30 protein-coding genes are annotated in these 22281 nt (G+C 37.0%); 8 read left to right on the plus strand and 22 right to left on the minus strand.

Annotated features, from left to right (window positions below):
- The first annotated feature begins 87 nt into the window (after positions 1-87).
- From LF822_RS05520 to LF822_RS05530, 3 genes are all read left to right on the plus strand, one after another.
- Positions 88-1254: an iron-containing alcohol dehydrogenase gene (locus LF822_RS05520; protein ID WP_253922933.1), complete on the plus strand. Its 1167-nt coding sequence runs from the start codon at positions 88-90 to the stop codon at positions 1252-1254.
- A gap of 332 nt (positions 1255-1586) precedes the next feature.
- Entirely contained in the window at positions 1587-1979 is a 393-nt protein-coding gene (locus LF822_RS05525) for an SET domain-containing protein (protein WP_253922934.1), read from the plus strand.
- A 105-nt stretch (positions 1980-2084) separates the two neighbouring features.
- Positions 2085-2270, plus strand: a complete 186-nt coding sequence (locus tag LF822_RS05530) for an H-type small acid-soluble spore protein (protein ID WP_253922935.1) — start codon at positions 2085-2087, stop codon at positions 2268-2270.
- A gap of 57 nt (positions 2271-2327) precedes the next feature.
- On the opposite strand, the gene ggt is transcribed toward LF822_RS05530, so the two are convergent.
- From ggt to LF822_RS05545, 3 genes are all read right to left on the minus strand, one after another.
- Positions 2328-4046 carry a gamma-glutamyltransferase gene (gene ggt / locus LF822_RS05535; protein ID WP_253923480.1) on the minus strand — a complete coding sequence of 573 codons (1719 nt, stop codon included), beginning with the start codon at positions 4044-4046 and terminating at the stop codon, positions 2328-2330.
- Positions 4047-4455: 409 nt separating this feature from the next.
- Positions 4456-4977 (minus strand): GNAT family N-acetyltransferase, encoded by a 522-nt coding sequence (locus tag LF822_RS05540; RefSeq protein ID WP_253922936.1) that lies wholly within the window; start codon positions 4975-4977, stop codon positions 4456-4458.
- Positions 4961-5446: a GNAT family N-acetyltransferase gene (locus LF822_RS05545; RefSeq protein WP_253922937.1), complete on the minus strand. Its 486-nt coding sequence runs from the start codon at positions 5444-5446 to the stop codon at positions 4961-4963. The genes LF822_RS05540 and LF822_RS05545 overlap by 17 nt, the downstream gene beginning before the upstream one ends.
- A 157-nt stretch (positions 5447-5603) precedes the next feature.
- Here LF822_RS05545 and LF822_RS05550 point away from each other — a divergent pair, with 157 nt between their 5' ends.
- Both LF822_RS05550 and LF822_RS05555 read left to right on the plus strand, forming a co-directional pair.
- Positions 5604-6182 carry a DNA-3-methyladenine glycosylase gene (locus LF822_RS05550; RefSeq protein ID WP_253922938.1) on the plus strand — a complete coding sequence of 193 codons (579 nt, stop codon included), beginning with the start codon at positions 5604-5606 and terminating at the stop codon, positions 6180-6182.
- 61 nt (positions 6183-6243) lie between these two features.
- Complete coding sequence (locus LF822_RS05555; RefSeq protein WP_253922939.1) at positions 6244-6384, plus strand: hypothetical protein; 141 nt, start codon at positions 6244-6246, stop codon at positions 6382-6384.
- Between the two features lie 96 nt (positions 6385-6480).
- On the opposite strand, the gene LF822_RS05560 is transcribed toward LF822_RS05555, so the two are convergent.
- Both LF822_RS05560 and LF822_RS05565 read right to left on the minus strand, forming a co-directional pair.
- A complete protein-coding gene (locus LF822_RS05560) occupies positions 6481-7206 on the minus strand; it encodes a nucleotidyltransferase domain-containing protein (protein ID WP_253922940.1) in 726 nt (241 codons plus the stop codon).
- A 177-nt stretch (positions 7207-7383) separates the two neighbouring features.
- A complete protein-coding gene (locus LF822_RS05565) occupies positions 7384-7944 on the minus strand; it encodes a DJ-1/PfpI family protein (protein WP_253922941.1) in 561 nt (186 codons plus the stop codon).
- A 295-nt stretch (positions 7945-8239) separates the two neighbouring features.
- Here LF822_RS05565 and LF822_RS05570 point away from each other — a divergent pair, with 295 nt between their 5' ends.
- Entirely contained in the window at positions 8240-8431 is a 192-nt protein-coding gene (locus LF822_RS05570) for a helix-turn-helix transcriptional regulator (RefSeq protein WP_253922942.1), read from the plus strand.
- A 5-nt stretch (positions 8432-8436) separates the two neighbouring features.
- Positions 8437-8910 carry a hypothetical protein gene (locus LF822_RS05575; RefSeq protein WP_253922943.1) on the plus strand — a complete coding sequence of 158 codons (474 nt, stop codon included), beginning with the start codon at positions 8437-8439 and terminating at the stop codon, positions 8908-8910.
- Between the two features lie 163 nt (positions 8911-9073).
- Here the strand turns inward: LF822_RS05575 and LF822_RS05580 are convergent, their stop codons facing one another.
- The 17 genes from LF822_RS05580 to LF822_RS05650 all read right to left on the minus strand — a co-directional run bounded on the left by LF822_RS05580 (position 9074) and on the right by LF822_RS05650 (position 21599).
- Positions 9074-9706 carry an SdpI family protein gene (locus LF822_RS05580; RefSeq protein WP_253922944.1) on the minus strand — a complete coding sequence of 211 codons (633 nt, stop codon included), beginning with the start codon at positions 9704-9706 and terminating at the stop codon, positions 9074-9076.
- Positions 9703-9978, minus strand: a complete 276-nt coding sequence (locus LF822_RS05585; RefSeq protein WP_253922945.1) for an autorepressor SdpR family transcription factor — start codon at positions 9976-9978, stop codon at positions 9703-9705. The genes LF822_RS05580 and LF822_RS05585 overlap by 4 nt, the downstream gene beginning before the upstream one ends.
- A gap of 433 nt (positions 9979-10411) precedes the next feature.
- Complete coding sequence (locus LF822_RS22780; protein WP_256521553.1) at positions 10412-10546, minus strand: hypothetical protein; 135 nt, start codon at positions 10544-10546, stop codon at positions 10412-10414.
- Between the two features lie 106 nt (positions 10547-10652).
- Positions 10653-10793, minus strand: coding sequence for a hypothetical protein (locus LF822_RS05590; RefSeq protein ID WP_253922946.1), 141 nt, complete (start codon positions 10791-10793; stop codon positions 10653-10655).
- Between the two features lie 554 nt (positions 10794-11347).
- Entirely contained in the window at positions 11348-11503 is a 156-nt protein-coding gene (locus LF822_RS05595; protein ID WP_253922947.1) for a hypothetical protein, read from the minus strand.
- A 621-nt stretch (positions 11504-12124) separates the two neighbouring features.
- A complete protein-coding gene (locus LF822_RS05600) occupies positions 12125-12985 on the minus strand; it encodes an alpha/beta fold hydrolase (RefSeq protein ID WP_253922948.1) in 861 nt (286 codons plus the stop codon).
- 251 nt (positions 12986-13236) lie between these two features.
- On the minus strand, positions 13237-14442 hold the full coding sequence (locus LF822_RS05605) for an MFS transporter (RefSeq protein WP_253922949.1): 1206 nt from the start codon (positions 14440-14442) through the stop codon (positions 13237-13239).
- 434 nt (positions 14443-14876) lie between these two features.
- A complete protein-coding gene (locus tag LF822_RS05610) occupies positions 14877-15332 on the minus strand; it encodes a hypothetical protein (RefSeq protein ID WP_253922950.1) in 456 nt (151 codons plus the stop codon).
- Between the two features lie 268 nt (positions 15333-15600).
- On the minus strand, positions 15601-16584 hold the full coding sequence (locus LF822_RS05615) for a serine hydrolase domain-containing protein (protein WP_253923481.1): 984 nt from the start codon (positions 16582-16584) through the stop codon (positions 15601-15603).
- Positions 16585-16810: 226 nt separating this feature from the next.
- Positions 16811-17098, minus strand: a complete 288-nt coding sequence (locus tag LF822_RS05620) for a hypothetical protein (protein WP_253922951.1) — start codon at positions 17096-17098, stop codon at positions 16811-16813.
- 235 nt (positions 17099-17333) lie between these two features.
- Complete coding sequence (locus LF822_RS05625; RefSeq protein ID WP_253922952.1) at positions 17334-18191, minus strand: alpha/beta hydrolase family protein; 858 nt, start codon at positions 18189-18191, stop codon at positions 17334-17336.
- A 472-nt stretch (positions 18192-18663) separates the two neighbouring features.
- Positions 18664-18957, minus strand: a complete 294-nt coding sequence (locus LF822_RS23030; protein ID WP_371925854.1) for a TIGR04104 family putative zinc finger protein — start codon at positions 18955-18957, stop codon at positions 18664-18666.
- Between the two features lie 221 nt (positions 18958-19178).
- Positions 19179-19751 carry an NAD(P)H oxidoreductase gene (locus LF822_RS05630; RefSeq protein ID WP_253922953.1) on the minus strand — a complete coding sequence of 191 codons (573 nt, stop codon included), beginning with the start codon at positions 19749-19751 and terminating at the stop codon, positions 19179-19181.
- 111 nt (positions 19752-19862) lie between these two features.
- Positions 19863-20177: an ArsR/SmtB family transcription factor gene (locus LF822_RS05635; RefSeq protein ID WP_253922954.1), complete on the minus strand. Its 315-nt coding sequence runs from the start codon at positions 20175-20177 to the stop codon at positions 19863-19865.
- 138 nt (positions 20178-20315) lie between these two features.
- Positions 20316-20537: a hypothetical protein gene (locus LF822_RS05640; RefSeq protein ID WP_253922955.1), complete on the minus strand. Its 222-nt coding sequence runs from the start codon at positions 20535-20537 to the stop codon at positions 20316-20318.
- Positions 20538-20624: 87 nt separating this feature from the next.
- Positions 20625-21038: a RidA family protein gene (locus LF822_RS05645; RefSeq protein WP_253922956.1), complete on the minus strand. Its 414-nt coding sequence runs from the start codon at positions 21036-21038 to the stop codon at positions 20625-20627.
- Positions 21039-21266: 228 nt separating this feature from the next.
- Positions 21267-21599: a hypothetical protein gene (locus LF822_RS05650; RefSeq protein WP_253922957.1), complete on the minus strand. Its 333-nt coding sequence runs from the start codon at positions 21597-21599 to the stop codon at positions 21267-21269.
- A gap of 163 nt (positions 21600-21762) precedes the next feature.
- Between LF822_RS05650 and LF822_RS05655 the strand changes: the two genes are divergently transcribed.
- On the plus strand, positions 21763-22257 hold the full coding sequence (locus LF822_RS05655) for a GNAT family N-acetyltransferase (RefSeq protein ID WP_253922958.1): 495 nt from the start codon (positions 21763-21765) through the stop codon (positions 22255-22257).
- Positions 22258-22281: the final 24 nt, after the last annotated feature.

The raw sequence follows: 22281 nt of genomic DNA on the forward strand, positions 1-22281 counted from the left end.
TTACTAAATAAGTATTCCGTGAATGAGTGAGTAATGTGTGCTTGCAACAATAAAGTACATGATTGAAAAACATTGGAGGCCGTTAACATGAATCGTTTTACTATTCCACGCGACATTTATTTCGGAGAGAATGCACTCGATATCCTGAAGTCAATTAAAGGAGAAAAAGCCCTTCTCGTTATTGGCGGAGGATCTGTGAAAGACAACGGAAACCTAGACAAAATCAAACAAAACCTATCAGAGGCAAATATTGATACAAGAGTGATTGAAGGCATAACAGAAGAACCTTCCACTCAATTGGTAGAAGAACACCTTCCCACTTTAAACGACTATAAGCCTGACTGGATTATCGGAATCGGTGGCGGCTCACCTATGGATGCAGCGAAAGCTATGTGGCTTTCTTATGAACATCCCTACCTGACATTTGAAGAAATGACAGAGCCGTTTAACCTGCCGGATCTGCGTACGAAAGCTAAGTTCGCCGGCATCCCTACCACAAGTGGAACCGCATCAGAAATTTCCAATTTGTCCGTTATTACGGATTCAGAGACAGGAATGAAGTATCCTCTGGCTGATTTTGAATTTACACCAGACTTGGCTGTCATTGACCCTGTCATGGTCGAATCGATGCCTAAGAAAGTGCTTGCCTACAGCGGAATGGATGCCGTAACACACAGTATTGAAGCATACGTGGCTAAACCACGCACAACATTTACTAATTCACTTGCCATTGAGGCTGCTGAACTGTTAAAAAATAATTTAATTTCCTCATATAATGGAAATCAAGATGCACGAGAGCAGGTGCACTATGCTCAAGCTATGGCGGGCATGGCTTTTGCCAATGCTGTACTGGGCAATGTTCACAGTATGGCACATAAGAGCGGGCCGACGTTTGAAGTACCTCATGGCTGCGCGAATGCCATTTATTTACCTTACGTCATTCAATTTAACCGCAGTGAAGTAGAAGACCGCTTTGCTACCATCGCAAGAAGGATTGGCTTAAGCGGGAACACAGATCAAGAGTTAGTGGATTCATTAATAGACTGGGTGCGCAGTCTTAACCGTGAAATGGAGGTACCTAATTCGCTTAAAGAATTTGGCGTGTCTGAAGACTTATTTAAAAAGCATCTAGATAAAATGGCAGAAAATGCTATGGAGGATCCTTGCACAGGTACTAATCCAAGAGAAACTTCAGTGGAAGAAATGAAAAAATTGTTTAAAGCGGCTTATTACGGCCAGGATGTAACCTTTTAATCCCTCCCAGCCTAACGAGTTTCGGTGCTTAGCCGGAGCTCGTTTTTTTATTTTCGTGGGGATTACGTAAAGAAGTATTCAAATGCGAAGTGATTCTTCCAGCCACTGAACTCCTGCTTTTTTGATGTCGGCCGAAGCCTGTGGAAGCTCACTATGCCCATGGAGTTTCAAGGACTTCCTTACAGCTAACAATAACTAAGTATTTCTTTCATAAAACTCAGCTTTAATGCTACGTTAAACTACAAGAATATTCCGTCAATTGCATTATTTCAAAAGCCCTGTCAAACTATAGAAGGACCACCACTTTTAAATAGAAATGCAGGTGAGAAAAGATGATCGAAGTTAGAAGATCAAATATAACAGATGACGAGACAAATAAAGGCGTATTTGCCACCAGAAATATAGCTAAGGATGAACTGATTCACGAAGCCCCTGTGCTTCCTTATCCAAATAAAGAACATAAACATATTGAGAAAACGTACCTTGCTGATTACGCGTTTGAATATGGTTCAAATCATACTGCTTTTCTTCTTGGATATGGGATGATGTTTAATCACTCTTACCAGCCTAACGCAGACTATCGAGTGAATTTTGAAAATGACTCCTTTGATTTCTATGCTTTTTCTGACATTAAAGAAGGTGAAGAAATATTTATTAACTATAACGGAGAAGTAGAGAACGATGATCCACTATGGTTCAATGAAGAAGAAGAACAAGATAAATAATGATTCATCTGACGGCACCTCCATTCAGGGGTGCTGTTTTCTTTTGCGCATAGATTATCCGCTTAGGGTAAAAATTAAAACAAGAACCAGAAGGGGGATTTATAAGTGAATAAAGAACGTGCTAAAGAAATTTTTCACTCTGAGGACATGATTGATGTCACTCATGAAGACCGACACGTCTACATTGAAGAAGTAATTGAAAGAAATGAAATGGCCCGGATTCACCCAATGGATCAGCCGAATATCATTCAAGAGGTACCTTTATACGAATTAAAAGAATCTCAGCAGTGATAAGAAAAACGGAGTCCTGATTTAAAGGACTCCGTTTAATAATGCTGTAGTACTTTTTTATTTTTTCCCTGCTGTTTTATCAAGTCCTATGGCTGTTCCGCCTCTCGATGAATCAGCCGCACCTTCATAGCTGCCATCTTCCAGGACTCTTACAGCCTGTACATTGCCAATTTCTCCTGGATTGCTCTGCCATTGGTGTCCCCAGTCTTCCATTGCAGCTCTTACATGATCAGGAATGCCTTCTTCCCAAGTAATTTGAGGATAAGATGGACTGTAAATTCTCGGTTCTTCAATCGCATCCTTCAACGGCATATCATAATCGATTACATTAACAAGTGTTTGAAATACAGAGGTTATAATGGTAGGTCCGCCAGGGGAACCAAGTGACAAATACGGTTCGCCATCTTCTAACACCATGGTAGGAGTCATACTGCTCATCGGCCGTTTGCCAGGTTCCACCTGATTAGGTCCTTCGGGTACTGCACTGAAATCGGTTAACTCGTTATTCAGCATAATGCCGTAATCCGGCACCATAATTCCACTGCCAAATACCTGCTCAATCGTTGTCGTATAGGAAACGTGATTCCCCCATTTATCTGCTACACTGAAATGGGTGGTCTCCCCGATTTCACGGTCGTCCTCACTACTGGCTGCATGACCTGATTCACCGTCCTGGTAAGCCCATGGATCACCTGGCTCCACATCGTCATTAGCCTGCTCCGGCTCAATTAGAGAAGCTCGTTCTGCTAAGTATTCTTCATTTAACATGCCTTCCATCGGTACATCCACAAACTGTGTATCTCCAATATAAGCATTTCGATCAGCATAAGCGAGGTGCATCGCTTCTGCCATTAAATGATATTTTTCAGGTGATCTTACATCATATTCGCTCAAATCAACCCCTTCAAGCATTTTAAGCATTTGAAGAACAGTCAGACCTCCAGAGCTTGGCGGCGGCATTGAAGCAATTTTGTATCCCCGGTAAGTCCCCGTTACAGGCTCATCTATTGTAAGTTGATAGTTCTCAAGATCTTCAGATGTCATAGTGCCACCAAAATCCTGAACCGTATCTGCAAGAGCCTGTCCAATTTCACCTCCGTAAAAAGCATCTAACCCATCTTTTCGGATGAGTTTAAAGGTATCGGCCAGGTCTTTTTGGACAAGCTCTTCTCCTTCCTGTAAAGGTTCACCCCCAGGTAAAAAGACATCTTTTGCTGCGCTTCTTGATAATTCATATTGATTATCATCAATGGCTTCAGCCAGAACACTATTTACTTCAACACCCTTTTGTGCAAGTTTAATGGCGGGATTGATTAATTGATTAAAGGGTCGAGTACCCCATTCGTCATAGGCTGTCATTAATCCTTTTAAAGTTCCAGGTACCCCGACAGCATTCCCGGTAATATGCCGCTCAGAAAAAGGAATGACTTCTCCATCCTCATCAAGGAACATATCCGGCTCCGCACCAGCCGGAGCACGTTCACGACTGTCAATGATCGACACATCGTCCTTTTCCGCATCATACACCATCATAAATCCGCCACCGCCAATGCCCGACATCATCGGCTCTGCCACATTCAGTGCAAGCTGTATAGCAATTGCTGCATCCATTGCCGTTCCCCCTTTACGAAGAACCTCTGCACCAACTTCCGAGGCAGCTGGATGAGCGGTAGCTACCATCCCTTCCCCTCCATACGCTACTTCATCGTCAGAATAATGAGGAGGACCCTTAGCTAAAGCGCCAGCCGGCAGTGCTGTAGTGAACAAAAGAAACATCAATACGATAAGTGACCAGATTCGTACATGCTTTGAATTCAATAAATTTCTCCTCCTTTCTATATTATTCTACATTTTACAGAAGATTCTGAATCCTATATATAGACGATAGCTCCTAATTCTTTCTATCTTAAACGTCCTCTTCCTTCATTTTCTTCAAACTTACAGTAGGATTAACCTAACATTCGACACTGTTCCTTTTTTTCTATCTTTAATAAACAGGCCTCGACTCCTGTTATTTAGGTAAAAAGAAAGGCAGTACAAATGATAAAAATACAAATCAAGTGTTTAATTCTTTTTATCATTCATTCTTAAACTTCTGATTAATTGGAAATTTTTTATAAAACCATTATTAAGCACAAGAAAAACAACACTTTTCCTAATGAAGAAGAGTGCTGTTTAAAATATTTCATTCCATTTCTTTTTTACGAGTAATAGAGTAAATCTCTACGTCCCTCTCCCCCATTTTTCGTACGTTCTCTTTGACCATCCCCACCTTTTTTGCTACATTTCTCGAATTATTGTTATCTGTTTGGATCAGAGAAATAAGCCTGCTTTTCTTTAATTCAAACCAGCCATATTCAACTAATGCTGAAGCTGCTTCAGTGGCATACCCCATCCCCCAAAACGGCCGGTCAATCCAATATCCCACCTCCAGTTCTTCCACTTGATCAATAATCTGCTGAACGAGCCCCGCATGTCCCACTCGTAGATTGTCCGCTTTTCTTACTAAAACATGTAAGCCGAGACGGGGATCTTTCATATAAGTATGGTAAATCCACTCCATGAACTTAGTCTTTTCGTCTTGATTCTTTATCCGTCCATCACCAATATATTGAACGACTTCACGGTTAGCCAGCATCGAATAAAGAAAGTCTTCATCTTTAGTTTCATACGGCCTCATATATATACGATTAGAAGTCAGAATCATAAGCTGTCTGCCTTTCCATTTTTATAAACTTGAAGTGACTTCCATTTGTCTTCTGCAGAAAGGTTGCCACCGGTTCAAACCCGGCTTTCCTGTAAAGCTTTATCGCTCGTTGATTAAAATCGGCCACTGAAAGTGTAAGAACCCTGGGCTTAAATAATGATTGAGCATGATAAATAACCTTCGTTAAAAACTCCATACCAAGTCCTTGTCCAGTAAGCTCGGGCTTGAGCCCCACTCCGATATCCACCTTTCCATCTTCAAAAGGATCCAGGCTGAAAAATCCCACAAGTACACCGTCTTGATCAAGGGCGGCAAAATAATGGTCACCTCTTACTTCCGGGTTCAGGAAATCAGCTAAATCGTCAGGATCTGCTTCCATATTATAGAAAGAGTAAGGACCATCATAATGCCAATGATAAGCGATATGCTCAGCCTGGTTCTGTGTCATTCTCTCGATCAGCTTAATCATAGACACACCTCAATTTTATGATTTGATAGTTAAATGGAGCTCATCATAGTACAATAAAAATGCCGCCTTATTTGCCAGGTAAAATGGGAAATACTGATAATTAAAGGCTAACACATTCATTGTTACAGTAGTATTAAAATTTAGAGGTGTTGTATATATGGAAATCCTGCCAATCAGCTTTTACTCTCAGCCTACTTTAGAACTGGCCCGCTCTTTGTTAGGCTGTCAACTCGTTAAAGAAACTCAGGAAGGACGTGCCTCAGGATACATTGTAGAGACTGAGGCATATATCGGGCCGGTAGATCAGGCCGCCCACAGCTATAATTACAAACGGACGAAAAGAACAGAGGTCATGTTCGGATCTGCCGGGTTTGCTTATACGTATGTAATGCATACCCACTGTCTCGTCAATGTGGTCAGCGGCGAAGAAGGCAGTCCGGAAGCTGTATTAATTCGTGCTGTTGAACCGGTTGAAAGTATTGAACTTATGTACGATAGGCGCGGCGATAAAAAAGAAAAAGACTTAACAAACGGACCTGGTAAATTAACTAAGGCTTTAGGAATTACACGGGAAGATTACGGCCGCTCCTATCAGGAATCACCACTATACATTGCCTCTGGATTCACACCAGTGAGCGTTTCTCAGGGAACCCGAATTGGCATTAAAAACTCCGGAGAGGCCCGCGATTTTCCATGGAGATTCTGGGTAACAGATAACAAATTTGTTTCACGGTAAATGGAATAGTCCCTCATCATTGGCAAATACTTAAGATAGCAATTCTTAAGGAGGTTACCACATGAATCAAAGCGACTATCACCTTGCCCAGCTTTCAGAAGCAGATCGAGATAAGTTAACCAGCCTGGAAAAAGAAATGGGAAAAATTCTGATCGCCTGGGAAAATGAGCACTCTCCTGAGGGAGAAACTAAAAATCATTAATAGGTAATGGCCCCGTCACCCATTTAACCGGTGAGGGGCTGCTGCTTTTAAATTAATCTTTAATTCGAACAGCTCTGCCAGTGATTTATTTTGTAACTAACGAGCTTGTGATTTTTCTTTTCCTAAAGAAAATCCATCAAATAAACGTCCACCGTGTGGTTCTAATACTTTATCTACTAATTGAACAACTTTATTTTTCTCTCCTGTTACATAATAAACATTAAAGGCTTCTATAAATTCGTCAGTAAATTTCTCGTCATACTGCTTCAAAGCACGAATAATCCATTTCGACGAACCAATCCAGTGACGATTAGTTCTTAATACAAATTCGTGCACAAGGTCCGCTAATGTGTTGGCTGTAAATATTTCTTCAGCTCTGTTATCACTCCCTGAAAAGTCATCAAGCACATCAGTAATAAAGTACCGCTTTGTTCTAATCGTTTCTTCTGACCATATTTCAGGTCCCTTCTCCAATACGTCGTTTGCTTCCTTTTTTACTGACTCTAAGATTCCTTCATCTTTTAAAATGACTCCTTCAGAAATCATTCTTGCCATTGAAGGCTTCGCAGCTTTGCAGTCCATTTCAATAAAGTATTGGTATGAAGATAAATTATGAACAAAAACTTCTACAGCCCATCCAAAGTCAATCATCGATTCTCGATATGATGACTTGATTCTTTTATCAAAAATAACAATATCAAGATCAGATGCTACTGTTGCCTCTCCCCTGACTACACTTCCAGACAATAAAGCCCCCTGGCAATTTGCAAAGTACTTCTCCATATATTGTTTCGCTGCTACAACTGGTTCTAACTTTTTCATTCCCTTCACCTCTCTTCTCATTACAGATTTACACTGGATATATATGATGGCCGAGAAGTTTAGCTGTACAGTGACATTAATAAATTTATTTGAAAACACTTTTCTAATTATTTCTGCTGGTCATTGAAAGGTTATCAAAAGATAAAAAAGCCAACCCAAATGGTTGACCATAGAAAATTAACTCCTCAATTGATTTTTAAAGAACAATACCGTTTCTAACTCATCTTCTCTGTCTTCAAAAATGTCCAACTCTTTTCCAACGGCAATTGCAAATTCAATATATGCATTTCCTTCAGCGGTAATTAAGTTCTCACATACTGTAACATCATTTTCACTCATAAATTTATCATTGAAATAATGCGCATATTCGGGGTTGTCATCAATAGATGTTGAATATGTTCTCTCACGAAGAACGCCTGCGGCCGCTAGAAAAGTCGGTGCCCCGCAAATGGCTGCGATCCATCTGCCTTGATCGTCAAAACTTTTAATGAGATTTAACAGCCGCTCATCCCTATCAATCGGAGCCGGCTCTCCTCCAGGTATGATCAAAATATCGTACTCAGCGGGATCGCATGCCTCAATATCCAAATCAGCTTTCATTGTAAAATTTCCTTGATGAGTGACTTCATCACTTAATGCCGTCGTTTTAATGGACACATCAGAAATATTTAACATGTAGGATAAGGGACTGATTTCCCAATCAACATAACCTTCATATAAAAAGAATAACGCTTTCAACTACTCATCTCCTAATTAGTTTTTAGACTAATGAACAAAACGACCTGGGTCTGCCACCTTAATCTTGTCATTCATAATATCAGCCCCTTTAAATTTATTTCAGAAGATTCACACAAATTAATTTTACATGAATCGTTCTTAGATTACCAGTCGTGCTGTAGGAATGCACGTCAGTAGAAAAGCAGCACTTTTAATTTTGCTTGTCGTTTTCACTCAGACTATTGATTTTACTGATTTAGTTATGTAATATATAAATTGCATTAAGTAATATATATATTGCCCGGATGGTGAACGAATGAGAAATCGTATCAAGATAGCGAGGGTTGAAAAGTCTTTAACTCAAGCACAACTAGCGAAAAAGGTAAATGTTACCCGCCAGACAATCGGATTGATTGAAAAAGGAGAGTATAACCCGACTTTACGCCTTTGTATTTCTATCGCAAAAGCATTAGACAAAACACTTGATGACCTATATTGGGAGGAGTAATTAGAATGGAAAAATCATGGCTTTCTAAGGTTTTACCGAACGATGAGTACAAGGAAAAAAGGATACTATATTTCATTGCTGAATCTGCCGTTATTCTTGCAATATTACTGCTGATATTCGCATTAATAAATAACTACTCTCTTTACGGAAATTCAACAACTGGAACAACAGCGTTACTTTCTTTAGGATTCCTAATCGCTTATCCATTGATCAGACACACACTTTCAGGCATTGGATATACAGAAGTTACAAATGAGAAGAGATACCATAAGGAAATAAAAGCAATTTTCAACAGGAGCTTAACTACCCTGGTTCTTATTCTAATTACACATACTTTAATGGCTGGCATCCCTTCTAATGTAACTGAGATATTCGATCTCATTGGCCCAGCTTTTTTCATCAGTTTAGTTGTGTTTATGATAAGTTATATCTCACTTAAGAAATCATTCAAGAAGAACAGGGAATTATTAGATGATTGATTAATTTAAATTGAAAATTGCTCTCATAATTACATATACTTCTTTCTTTTCGACAGCTCATAGATCAAGGGGCAAACTTTTCTGGTTTGCCCCTTGTTTCAGAAAAAAAGATTAAATGGAAGCCTAATAAGCAAAACCGTGAACCATTCTGATTCCGAACGGTTTATTTCGATCTATTAAAAAATACATAAGAGGAAATGGTTAAAATGAAGAGCATGATTACTATTATAACCAGTAAGCTGATAATTTTATAAAGTCCTGGTAAAAAAGAAATTAAAATCATGAATACTCCCGTAATGACAAACACCTTTCCCCCTAATTGGTGTGTTTTCCTCCATGTTTTTTCATCAGCCAAAGTCCAAGGTGTGCGAATCCCCAGAAAATAATTATGTTTAATACGAGGCAGGTAATTCCCTAAAGTTATAAATAGACAACCGATTGCTATGAGAATCACTAATGAAATATCAATGGCCCAGCCTAAGTTATATCCCACCATCATTATGTGAAGCAGAAAAAAGAATGCGATAAGCAGGTTTACAAAAATATTGTAGCTGCCTGAAAACTTTTTGTAGTTTTCTTTTTTAGGATCAATCTTTGGTATCAGAGTAAACAAAGCCACCATTACGATCATTAATAACGGCATAAAGAAAACGGCATACGATTTGTTCCAAAACTGATCAGCCTCACCCTTGATATTCCAATGCATAGCCACTTGCTCGGGCAAGTACGGGAGAACAATCACACTTATCCCCAAGCTAACAACAATAAGAATTAAACTGAATACATACTTCCTCATTTCTTCTCCTCCCTATCAATAAAAGTGAAATACCAGCCCATTAATTCATGAAAAACGGTAGTATTTAAAGAATAATAAATATGCTGACCCCTTCTTTCATCATCAATTAATGAAGCATGTTTTAAAATTTTCAGATGATGAGAAACGCTGGGTTTCTGCATATTGAAATGAGACGCGATTTCTCCTGCGGTTAGTTCATCTTCCTTTAACAAAGTTAGGATTTGCCTTCGAGTTGGATCAGATAATGCTTTGAAGGCTTCATTAAGAGACATTTCATCACCTCTCATCTTATTTTCTTTTATGAAAACTATGATTAGATAGTTAGATATATTTCTAAATATCTAACTATAGTGTATACATATTTATGCTGGATAGCAATGTTTTGTTCGCGAATAAAGAATTGTAGCTGCCACGCCCTTCACATTATAAGGTTAATAATTCTTAAGCCAGCCGGGAAATCTTCGAAGGACGCTGATCCCATCCGCTATACCGGCCTCTTCTTTGCAGCCATGATTGCGAAGGTATAAACCGCGAATCTATGACACTACAAGTTTTAAACAAGTTAAACCGTTATTAGGATAAAGGACGTTTACTTATATAAAAGTAAACGCCCGATTTGTAAAAATTTATGCATTACCCTCTTTAAGAAATGGATCAATTTTTAGTCTTATTTGCTATATCACTCCAAAAAGCGGAGAGTTTTTATTACAATTGATTGTGTTTCATTTTTCTTTCGTTAATGCGTTCACTAATTAATCGAGCACGCTCAGCAGAACGATCTCTAGCCTCTGGCGCCTTTTTTTCAATTGATAACACAAAAATCAAAAAGTTAAATCTCATCGTTTATTCCTCCTACGTGATTGTCACTAAGCGGAGTCCTTCTCCGCATTTAACCAATTCATAAATTCAATCCTCAATAGTTCAGCCATCGGTAACACTCCCTTTCTTAGATGATATTTTTGGCAGTAGCTTTTCGGTCAAGCCATTGATCATGGGCACTCAGCCGGTAACCAGGCAGCGGTGAATAAGTTTGTTTTTTCCGCCGGTTTACACGAATAGTAAAAATAAAGAAATGCATGGTCATCATTACTCACCTCCCTTCAAATTGTAAATTTATATTTAAAGAGTAAAAATACCCTTTAATTCCATAAGAAAAAGCCACAGGTGGTCTGTGGCTCTACGTTAAAGCTCTCCATTTCTGAAGACGCAAAAAAGCCACAGATGTCCTGTGGCTCTGCTTTAAAGCTCTCCATTTCTGAAGATGTAAAAAAGCCACAGGAATACAATATGCACTACCTGCGGCTGTTATTAACCTATTTTCAAAAAATGTTTATTAAGGTCTAATATATAGCGCAGGTCGATTTAGTTGTACAGTTTGGTTGCAAGTTAAAGTGATCATCATTTGTTTCGACCTCGCTTTCTAGAAATTTTTTCTTTCTCTGGAAATTATATATGAAGCTTACCTTAAAGTAAAGCCTAATTTTCAAAAAAATCATACAAATGCAAATATCAACCGCCTGGAAGGAAATATAATCTCAAGAAAATAAGCAAATAGGTATGTGGCATACAATAAGAACTTATCAACGAAATCCTTCCTAATCTACATTCACAGCCTCCGCCGTGTCAATATACCGTTCATACCTACTTTACAGCTTTTTTCGATTTCAAAAATAAAAGAACTAATGCTAAAACAAATAAAACGGAAGTAACCATCAGGGCATTTGACGTACCAAAAGGAGGTATAAAAAAACTTGAAAGTAATACAATAATCGCCGCAAATGAAAAAACAACCTTCACACACACTCCTCCTTTAGTTCAAACTGATCGTAAGCTAGCATGTTAAAGTATTATCCCAATCGGCTATTTTGATTAATGCAATGACTAATAACATTACTTTAAATGATAAAATCATTCTATCAATCCTATAATAACTCTACTACCTAGGAAAATGTACTGTAACAGTTTCAAGAGAGACTATTATCTCAAAATTGACCCTCAAACTTTCTGCCCAGTTCTTAAATAAAAGAAAAGCTGAAGACCATTAATATAACCTCCAGCTTCCGACCCCGTTTGGATAACTCAATCACAAGATAAAGAAAACCAGAACTTGTTATCTATTTAGCTTCCAGACTCTTAATTAACCTTATGCCCCAGTATAAGACGATCCAGGGGAGAATATATTTTGTCCCCCATTCTGCCATACCTATAAGAGCTAACACTATAGAATACCTGTTGATTCCTAAATAAGGTAAAGTTATGTACAGAACCGTAACAAGTATAAACCCAAGTGCGATATCCTTCCAAGGTAATTTATTCAAACTTATTTGCATTCCTTGTCACCTCGCTGAGACACTATATGTATATTGTTTATTTATTTGTTCCTAATCTACGAACTTAATTCTTCCTCACTATAAACCCTTATTTGACTAGCAGCTGATCATCTTTAATAAATGAATCAAATACATTAATAAATTTCTCTTTTTCTTCCAAAAATGGGTAATGGCTACTTTGTTCGAAGATGACTAATTTTGAATTAGGTATGCTTTCAACCATTTCCACAGAGTACATTAATGGACATTGGACATCATATCTGCCACAAATGATTAAAGAAGGGGTTGATATAAGCTCCAGCTTTCGAGTTACATCATAAACTTGCAATTCTCGGCTGAAGAAATTCATTCGAATTGCAGACAAACCTTTATGTATATTTAAAGAAAAAAGTTCATCATATTTTTCAGGAGCAAGTAAAGACATTTTTGTCCTTTCAATTTTCAGCTCATTTTTTTCTTTTAGTAGTAAATCCTTACGTTTTAAAGCTTCATTTAGTTCCTGCATTCTATCAAATTTAGGATGCTCTGAATTATATATACAATCTTTTGAGAATGTCATATATTCCCTGGCAGCTGCTCCGACGATCACATTAAAATTTAGAGATTCTGAATAGTATATTCCGTAAATTACTCCTAGCATTCCTCCAGTGGAGTGACCAGCGAAGCCCCATTTAACAATTCCAAGTTCTTTACGAATAGCTTCTAAATCAAATATAGCTTCCAACATGCTTAGTTGATAGGGTTCCTTGGCTTTCTCTGAGTAACCGGTTTCTCTTAAGTTTACTAAGAAGACTTGGTGAGTGCTTGTAAATGCTTCGGCAAAATAGTCTCCTGTTTGGTTAAATACAGAGTAAAGATGGGTTACACACATGGGTGCCCCTTTACCTTTTATAAATATTTCAAATGCGCCACGTGATGTATCAAGTAGATTCCTTTCCCAATCCCCCATTTAATTTTCCTTTCCCTGCTTAATTTATCTAAATTTTAACATTAATGCAGTCCTATTCTACAAAAAATTCTTTCTTTTCTTCGCTCATATAGCTCTAACCTGCCTTAACTAATAAGTCATTTTATTAAAGCGCCATTTACAAGAAGTGGTAGTTTCGAAATATTTAAAAGCAGATATTCATTCATGCACTCGTTACGAGCATTTATATATTTTACTTTTAAATTTAATTCTTCTTAATCATGATCAAGTTCTCAATAAAAACTCTTTTTATTTGGCTTTAATACTACGATCGAAAAAATAATAGAAGATAGCAACATGACCAGTGCCAAAGTGACAATGGTCAGTCGTAAGGATACAAAATCTGCTGCAATCCCAATAACTAAAATAAAAATGACTTGGAACATACTTTGGATTAAATCGTAAATGCTGGTTACTCTTCCCATAATATCAACAGAAACATTGTTTTGATAGAACGTCATAATTCCTGCATTTAAAATGACATTAAAAAAACCTAAGACTACAAATCCAGTAACGATGGATATGAACGACCACGAAAAGGCATAGATGACATAGCCAACCGTCATCATGATTAAACCAATTGTAATCATATATCTAAGTGATATTTTATTAGAAAATATTGATAACAGGAAAGCTCCTACAACAGAACCTATTCCAGTTATACTAATCAACAAACTATATTCAAACTCAGAAAGACCCACTACGTGCTGGGTAAAAACAACCTCTTGAGCATCCATGGCAAACGAAAATATCATAATGATAATAAAGCCAAGATAAATAAACGATATGTATTTATTGTTTAACATGAATTTCTTAACGACTGTGAAGTCACGTACCACTTGAGCTATAGTCAATGTGGGAATAGATTCCCTATCAATGTTTTCTTTTTCAGGAAGAGATAATAATAAAATTGCTGAAATTAAGAAGAATAGAGCATTCATCCATAACGTCATTTCAACAGATGTTATTAATATAAGTGAACCCCCAATAGCAGGGCCGACTATAAAAGCGCCAGAACTCGCAAATGAACGAATCGAATTAAAACGTTTCCTTTTTTCTCTCGGAACAAGTATTGCAATGTAAGTCATTGATGATGGATTATAAAATGCTTTTGCCACACTTAAGATAACTAATATCACATAAATAACTGCCATGTGTGATGCAAATGGAATCAGGAAAATGAAAACAGCTCTAATTATGTAGGTTCCAATCATTATTTTTCTTTTACTCCGATACTCAATAAAACTCCCGGTCCAGAATTTAGTTACAATATTCGTTAAAGGTCCTATAATCCAAAGACCAGCTACAGCCGTTGCTGAACCTGTAAGTTGAAATACAATAATATTAATTGCAACTAAATAAATAAAGTCCCCGATACTCGATATTCCGATAGAGGACAGTAATAATAGTGGATCTTTCCATTTATTGTTGATTATCATATACTACCCTTATGAGCCTCCAATTTGGACGAATTCCTGATATCAAATACCCAGTGAAACCACACAGCGGACATAACCTCCTCCTTTACGACTTTAGTAATCAGAACTAATTCGATATTAAATTCTACTTTTAAAACGATTAAAAGTTAGGTTAGTTTCACCATTTGTAATTATCGGAGCATAATTGCAAATCCTACGCAATTTTTATAATACAGATTAATTCAAATCATGGTTAAATGAACAATTACTCTATTAAAATAAGCACCCTCCAAGGGAAAGGTGCTTCAAAAGTATTTTGCATATAAATCTTGTCTAAGCTTTCCACTTAACTGAGCATAAACCTTAGTCGTCTCACTCTATTCATCGGACAACAATTAGACCCTCGTGGTCCCATAAAGACGGAACTGATATTAAATTCAGCCCCAAGCGGTAAATTATTCTGTTTTATGTTTATCAGTCTTGTTAGTAGTAATTACTTCCGGTGTATAACTGCTAAGTATTTCAAATGTTGTTTCAGATGTCGAAATTATGTGGTGCTCAATGCTATCCTTCTCAATTTCCAGCCCAGAATTTTCAGTAAACCACTCTAAAAAATCAGACCTAATTGCTTTATAAAAAAACCAATGCTTTGTACTTCTCCCAAAAAATTCTTTTCTAGCCTTCCTTGCCGCTCTAGAATAATGACTATATACCAACTCCGAAGAAAGTTTTAACGCGAACACAAAGTTTCCCAGCTCCAGATTGTTATAAATAAGTTTAAATTCCTGCTCCTCATTTTCAAGTGAAATTTCTAACCCCTCTCTATCCTCAACAAATTTCACTTTTTCCAGATAATCTCCAGAAAAATCCTGAATTGGCACCCAAACCTTTAAATGAATTTCTTCAGCCATAATCTCACTTCCTTTAATAGCTTTACCAAATTCCAATGCAGGCTTGCCATTAGTGGTACTACTCTTGTGACAATTCACATTTCCTTATTAAATAACTTTTCTCAAACTTGCTGTGGGACTTACTGGTGTTTCACTTTCTTCTCTTTTCCCTCCAAGAAGATTCCATAAGTTTTCTCTGTCTTGTACTACTAAGATATTACCATCACTATCTTTGATTAACGTCCGCGAAAAGACTTGTCCAATGAAAACTTCCCCGTTGAATTTACCACTACTTAAAAGTATCAGCTACTATGTTGCTAAATTTTTTAAGATAGTAAAGATAGTTCTCATTGCCGTAGTTGTATCTCTTGTTGTACATTTTGGCAACTACAACTTTATATTTTGGAATTACTAGCAAAGTTGGTCCCGTTACTCCTAAGATTTGAAAGGAGCCACTTGGCACTCGATCACCTAACTCACTCAATTCTCTAGGAATATCCTGCACATACCAAAACATACCGTGACGCGGAAATTCTTTCGCTAGGTAATTTGGTGTATGGATGCTAATGGCTAGTTCAATTACTTCCTTAGGGACAATCTGATTACCATTGATTTCCCCATTATTTAGGAAGAGGTTCCCCCAAAGAGCAAATTCACGAGCAGAAACAAACAGGTTCGATTCCACTCCATTTTCCATAGAACCTGTTGTATCTTCTCCATTCTTATTAGGATCAATTATTACTTTTACTAAACCATTATTGTCTTGAGTTTCCCACCATGTTCGCTTCAATCCCATTGGTGAGAACACTTTTCGATATAAATATTCTGGAAAAGGAATACCGTAAATTATATGAATTAGTTGAGTCATTAGTTTGATATTGATTCCTCTGTAGGCCCATTTTTCTCCAGGGTTGAACTCTCTGATGATCTCCCCTTCTGAATTTTCATCTAAACCATGCGTGTGAGTAACCATATGACGTATTGTGGTATCTCTAAGTATGTCTGGGTCTATGTCTTGAAAATGCTTACTTACATATTCATCAAGGCTATGTATTTTCCCTTCATATAAAGCAAATGCTACGCACAACCCTAAATAACTCTTCCTCGCAGACGCTACATTGAATCTAGAATATTCATTTACAGGTAGTGCATTGCCCGTATTGGAATAAGTACCACTAAAATGTTCTAATACAATCTCATTATCTTTTATTACTGTGAGTGCAGCAGCAGGGCTTTTATTTCTCTCTTTGATTTCCTCTACCCAAGACAACATATTATCGTACGTTGAAACCACCCTGAATCCCTCCGTTATTTCGACTCCTTACAACCAATAAAAATGAAAGCATAGACCTTTCAACATTGTATTGTTTTCATTTTAAAAAGAAAACTTATCCTTTTTTGGATAAGCCCTTCAAAACCGGAAGACTCGGTAAAAAGACAATTTAATCGTAATGAAAAGACTGCACTACTCAATTGTGCAGGCTTTTCATTGAAATTTTCTAAGCATTATGACCATCCGTATATGTTGCAGGAAAACTTTGGCTTGAAACTCCAATATAAACAGCAGCTAGGGCTAATAAGATACCAGCAAGTAAAAACACATACTGAACGCCAAAAACATCCGCCATTCCACCTAGCAATAATGAGGAAAGTCCAAATGTTAAAGATGTTAATGCTCGCTGTGCTCCATAAATTTTAGGCAAATCGACGACTGTAGCTTCATTTTGAAGATACGTTTCTAACGTTATCGATTTGATTTGTTCGCTAATACCGTATAGTACTGACAAAACCAATGCCAGCCAGGCGAAGCTATTAAGACCAAAACATAAAGTTATCCCACTGACACTGAAGGAAGTAAATAGCAGGATATCACCTCTATTAATAGTCAATCTGTTTGTTAGTGAAGTCTCTAATGTTGAGTTCTCCCGCCCCGATCATAAATAAATCGGACGAGGGGTATTGGAAACCATAAGCGATTCTATTTATGATTACCCCTTGAATTAATGACTCTTAAAAATCTTCCTAATCAATATGTTCCTGAAACCATTGATTAACTTTTTCTATATATTCATTCATATGATTGGTTAAGCCGTGATCGCCCTCTTCGTATTCAATGTATTCGAACTCGGCATCCTGCTCAGATAGCTTATCTCTTAATTCTCGTGCCTGTTCTACAGGAACTTTCCAATCCTCCCCCCCATGCAACATTAAGAGAGGGACGTCTATTTCGTCGGGCCAATATACAGCAGATCGACTTTTATAGGTATCTTCATTTTGATTGGGATTTCCAATCAGGTCATTTAAAACTTGTCTCATGGCTGTATTTCTTTCATATTGGCTAAATAAATCAGTAATTCCTCCTTCGACAGCGGCTGCTTTTATATTAACCCCTTCTTTAATAGCCAAGTAAGTCATCATGCCACCTCTAGATCTACCAAGCATTACAGCATTGTCAGTATCCACATTGGGAAGCTCATCTGCTGCTTTGAGGAGATTTGAAACGTCCTTTACGTCAGAACCTCCAAATTCTTCCTGTCCCTCACCGCCATCATTACCGCGATACTGAGAAGCTAACACAATGTATCCTTTGTTTGCCCATAAGGACAAGTATTTTGAAAGCATTTCCCGGTCGATCTTTCCATATTCCTGATTCCCGCCCCGGTTATAAATCAACAAGGGAAGATCATCTTCTATATTCTTCGGGCTGACCATAAACCCTGCAATTTCAAGCTCATCACTTAAATATGTAATTTTGTAGGCCTCAGTGGATTTGGAATATACTGTGTCTGGCAGTTCTATTTTTTCCTTACTTACAATTAAATCCTGCCGCTCTGCTTCACAACCGGCTAATAACAAAACCACCATTAATACCCACTTCAATTTAAAACCCCCTTGATATAACCCCTCCTAGTAAAAAAGTTTCCAAGGAATTTCTCGGGCAAATAACACATCTGCATTGAGCCTTAACTCAACTTTTGTTTTTCCTTTTCTCTACCGAAGAAGTGGTAGAAGCATATTTCAAAGATTATAAAGCCTACAACAAGAGATCCTATATATGGAGAGGGAGCGTTGATTGCCAAGAGAATAACTAAGCAAAGAACAAAGGGAATTAAGCCACCAATTATAGAATAATTAATATACTTCTTACTCATCTCAAAAGCCCCTTTATATTAATTACGAAAAGATCCAAATGAAGTTTCAAAATTAAGCATATTCATCCTTTTATCTGGAAACTGAGTCTTCCACAAACCTGCTTATTAGTAAAAAGCGATTGCTCATATTAAACAATCGCCCCAGATACCATAAGACTTGAAATCAAGATAATTTTTAACTTTATATAGAGAAGAGTGATTTACTCTACTGGCTTATACTCCACAAAAAACGGAAGTAATAAAATAAAGATTGCGCTATAAACAATCATTATTATTAATGCGTAATTTACTGTGATAAAGGCTTTAACGTTAATCAAGTAACCCAACATACAAATTGGCACCACTAGAAATATAGAGGGAAAGATCCTAGAAGAAATTGCAACTTTATGTTCTGTTCCACATTTATTACAATTAATCGCTTTGTACCCTAAATTAAGTGAGATAAATATTTCTGTCCAATTAAATTGACTATTGCAATATTTACATTTTTGAATAAATGATCACCTCCAAAAATTAGTACCTTTTATTAAGGAATAGCCCCCATTCTGATGAAGGACCCCACTTATTTATTAGTGGAGTCCTTCATCAATGTATAGGAAATCATTTTGAGAATAATTCTTTGAACTCTACTCCTGATTAGCCCCAGTTCTTGAATAATAACATGATTAACCCCGATAGTAGCGGAAAGTACACATTTAAGTGAGCTCAAAACTTACTATTTGGCATAGTGCAGTCCTAAATTATAAGCTCTAGTCAACCATTTTTCCATATAGCCAGGTTGTACTTTTATGGTTTCATATAAAAGTTCGAATTGCGAATTTTGGATTCCGCAATATTCTGCCAAACCAACATTGAAATATCGTAACATCATCTCATCGTAATGCCTCTTCTCAAAACGCTCAATTGGTGCACCGGCCAGGCTGAGCCATAATACTTTTTCATGCTCAAGCTTTCCTGGTCCGTAAGCAAACCCCCAGTTCCAAACGCGGTCTATATAACCTTTTAACATAGCCGGCATGCTCCACCACCAAAGCGGAAAAACAAAAGCCAACGAATCGTGTCTTTTCATTCGTTCCATTTCCATTTCGACCTCAGGAGAATATACTTGATGATCTCTAGACCATTCGGGCTCATCCTCTTCCCAAAGTATCGGATTAAAACCGCTGCGATATAAATCTAATACCTCCGTTTCATGACCTGCATCCCTAAGGCCTTTGATGAAACTGTCTGCAACTTTAAAAGTCAAAGAATCCTCTCTAGGATGAGTAACAACTGTCAGTACCTTCATTATAATTTACCTTCTTTCTTTTATTTTTTTGGGACTGGACCGTTCGGATATAGTTAAATACAATACATTTATATATCTAAAAATGTCGATATATATGTTTAAAAAAACTAATTAAAGTTTTTCTTTTAAGAATTCAGATAAATCTTGTATCATTTTTTCATTTCTTCTGTAATAAGTCCACTTTCCGCGTCGTTCAGATTTCAATAAGCCAGCCCTCTGCATCATAGATAGATATTGAGATGTCGTTGATTGTGACAATTGGGCTTTCTTTTGAATAACTCCTACACATACGCCACCTTTCTCATCAATATTTTGAGGATCTTTGCCTGGAGGATTGTCAAAATGTTTATTTGGTTCCTTCAACCATCTCAATATCTCTATGCGTGTTTCATTTGATAGAGCTTTAAAAATATTAATATTTATCATGTTTTTATACTAATCTACTTTTCCCGATATGTCAATGTGAATGATTTGACAATTATTACGTTTAACGGCATTGATAAAACCGAACGCCTCCTAGTTACAGATTAGCTCCCTTTAGTTGAACAAATATTTTCCTATAATTCATTTAGAAATTTCCAGCTTAATTTCTTCTTCGTGTTTCCCATACTCATCTCTCCATTTAATTATAAGAGATGTTTGTTTTATTTTATCTTGATAAAACGAAATGCTCTTATCTGTTCCAGTGGAATCTCTTGGTGTTTGATGTACATTTTGAGCTGGTAGAGATCCACTACTTGTTCCTAATTCTTTTGGGAAATTCCATTTATATTCTCCATCCTCCACAGTTCCTTCTCCAGTAAACTTAAGTCTGTCGAACACTTTCCAATACTTCTGAATTATGCCTGATAACAGAATAATATTTACTTTATATCACTTAGAAAATTCTTCGATTGCTGCTACAGCTTCGATTTCCACTAATTGATTTGAATATCCTAATACTGTAACTCCAGATAAGGTGCTTGGTACATCGTGATCACCAAATTCACTTCTAATTGTTCCCCAGGCAGTTACCAGATCTGAACGATTTTGTGAAGCAACAAGAACCCTTGTATATACAACATCATCCAATGAAGCACCACACTCTTTCAATGCTTCTTTTAAATTATTAACACAGGCTTCAGCTTGAAGCTCATAATCATTTGGATAAAGTATCTTTCCGTCTTTATTAAGAGGACAGGCACCTGCTAAGTATAGTAAATCCATTCCCGATGGTACTCGACTAGCATATGCGTAATCAGTTCGAGCTAAATTTGCTGAATGAATTAATGATATTCCTTTATTCATTTTAAGTTCTCCCTTTCTCTATAACATTTTCCCATAATATATCATTTCAGTTTCATGAGTACCCTGAATAACTACTTCGATAACATTTATACTTATTCCATTCTTACGCCCAATTTCGGAAGATCGGTATTAAAAGAAAGCCCCAGTTTCTATAAGACTTTATTTCGAGATATATTGAATCAGATTCTCCACTAACTCCCCCGTTAATACAATCAGGGTGACTGCATTCTATTTATTTGCCTTTGCAAATGTTGAAGGTGAAAATGATACTTTATATTTTCCTTCAAGCTCTTTCTGTACTTTTTCTGTTAGTTTTAATCCTTCTATATTATGCTCTTCTTCAAGTTCAACCCCATTAGGAACTATTCCATCTTTATACCAATCTATCCATTCACCATACTTCCCTATCCATTTCATTAACTCCAACTTTAAAGCGAGTTCAATTGGAATCTCTTCTATATCAAGGTTACAATTACACTGATTACACCAAATAGGGTCTGCCCCCACATCCCCCTCAACTTTTAATTCAATTGTTTCTTTGTGTTTACATAGACATCTCATATTGTTTTCACTCTCCTTTGCAACTATCGCTCCCCGTTTGCGGAAGACTCGAAATTGAGATATGTGACACTAAAACAAATCTCTTGTTTAACACAATTATTTTTGTCTGAATTTTCTCAGTGTCTTATAATAAATTTAAATTACAAAAACTGGAGGTTTGCTTATGGAGTACAATACTATAAATCCATCAATAACATTAGTTGAGTATAAGGATACATACAAGAATCTATTATCCGACTACTACTTACCCGAAGAACAACTGAATTTTACAAGTCTCCCATTAGAAAAAATTCATAATTCGAATGTGACGAAAACTTCTTCTCATATATTAATCCTGGATAATAATAAACCAGCAGGGTATTTCGCATTGGAAGACGGTGAGAAAGTTAAGAGATATAGTGATAATCCAAAAGCCAGAGTTTTGACAGCTTTCTCGATTAATTCTAAGTTTCAAGGTAAGGGGATCGCCAAAGAAGGGTTAAAATTACTACCTTCTTTTGTAAGAGAAACTCTGCCCGATGTCGATGAAGTAGTTCTTGGGGTCAACAAAAGAAATACTGCAGCAATAACCCTATACTTAAAGACCGGTTTTGTAGATGAAAACAAAACTTATGAAGGTCCAAAAGGTCCTCAACATATTTTGCATTTGCATATCTGATCAATAGGGAGCTTGGTGCTCCCT

The sequence above is a fragment of the Halobacillus sp. A5 genome (assembly GCF_024189315.1).
GTDB lineage: Bacteria > Bacillota > Bacilli > Bacillales > Halobacillaceae > Halobacillus_A.

Coding starts and splice junctions, on each gene's coding strand:
- LF822_RS05655 (WP_253922958.1), top strand. CDS start 21,763: ATGGAGTACAATACTATAAATCCATCAATAACATTAGTTGAGTATAAG.
- LF822_RS05590 (WP_253922946.1), bottom strand. CDS start 10,793: ATGATGACCATGCATTTCTTTATTTTTACTATTCGTGTAAACCGGCGG.
- LF822_RS05525 (WP_253922934.1), top strand. CDS start 1,587: ATGATCGAAGTTAGAAGATCAAATATAACAGATGACGAGACAAATAAA.
- LF822_RS05570 (WP_253922942.1), top strand. CDS start 8,240: ATGAGAAATCGTATCAAGATAGCGAGGGTTGAAAAGTCTTTAACTCAA.
- LF822_RS05540 (WP_253922936.1), bottom strand. CDS start 4,977: ATGATTCTGACTTCTAATCGTATATATATGAGGCCGTATGAAACTAAA.
- LF822_RS05630 (WP_253922953.1), bottom strand. CDS start 19,751: ATGAAGGTACTGACAGTTGTTACTCATCCTAGAGAGGATTCTTTGACT.
- LF822_RS05650 (WP_253922957.1), bottom strand. CDS start 21,599: ATGAGATGTCTATGTAAACACAAAGAAACAATTGAATTAAAAGTTGAG.
- LF822_RS05545 (WP_253922937.1), bottom strand. CDS start 5,446: ATGATTAAGCTGATCGAGAGAATGACACAGAACCAGGCTGAGCATATC.
- LF822_RS05580 (WP_253922944.1), bottom strand. CDS start 9,706: ATGAGGAAGTATGTATTCAGTTTAATTCTTATTGTTGTTAGCTTGGGG.
- LF822_RS05550 (WP_253922938.1), top strand. CDS start 5,604: ATGGAAATCCTGCCAATCAGCTTTTACTCTCAGCCTACTTTAGAACTG.
- LF822_RS05585 (WP_253922945.1), bottom strand. CDS start 9,978: ATGTCTCTTAATGAAGCCTTCAAAGCATTATCTGATCCAACTCGAAGG.
- LF822_RS05600 (WP_253922948.1), bottom strand. CDS start 12,985: ATGGGGGATTGGGAAAGGAATCTACTTGATACATCACGTGGCGCATTT.
- LF822_RS05520 (WP_253922933.1), top strand. CDS start 88: ATGAATCGTTTTACTATTCCACGCGACATTTATTTCGGAGAGAATGCA.
- LF822_RS05645 (WP_253922956.1), bottom strand. CDS start 21,038: ATGAATAAAGGAATATCATTAATTCATTCAGCAAATTTAGCTCGAACT.
- LF822_RS05610 (WP_253922950.1), bottom strand. CDS start 15,332: ATGGCTGAAGAAATTCATTTAAAGGTTTGGGTGCCAATTCAGGATTTT.
- ggt (WP_253923480.1), bottom strand. CDS start 4,046: ATGTTTCTTTTGTTCACTACAGCACTGCCGGCTGGCGCTTTAGCTAAG.
- LF822_RS05615 (WP_253923481.1), bottom strand. CDS start 16,584: ATGTTGTCTTGGGTAGAGGAAATCAAAGAGAGAAATAAAAGCCCTGCT.
- LF822_RS05605 (WP_253922949.1), bottom strand. CDS start 14,442: ATGATAATCAACAATAAATGGAAAGATCCACTATTATTACTGTCCTCT.
- LF822_RS05575 (WP_253922943.1), top strand. CDS start 8,437: ATGGAAAAATCATGGCTTTCTAAGGTTTTACCGAACGATGAGTACAAG.
- LF822_RS05555 (WP_253922939.1), top strand. CDS start 6,244: ATGAATCAAAGCGACTATCACCTTGCCCAGCTTTCAGAAGCAGATCGA.
- LF822_RS05560 (WP_253922940.1), bottom strand. CDS start 7,206: ATGAAAAAGTTAGAACCAGTTGTAGCAGCGAAACAATATATGGAGAAG.
- LF822_RS22780 (WP_256521553.1), bottom strand. CDS start 10,546: ATGAGATTTAACTTTTTGATTTTTGTGTTATCAATTGAAAAAAAGGCG.
- LF822_RS05635 (WP_253922954.1), bottom strand. CDS start 20,177: ATGATAAATATTAATATTTTTAAAGCTCTATCAAATGAAACACGCATA.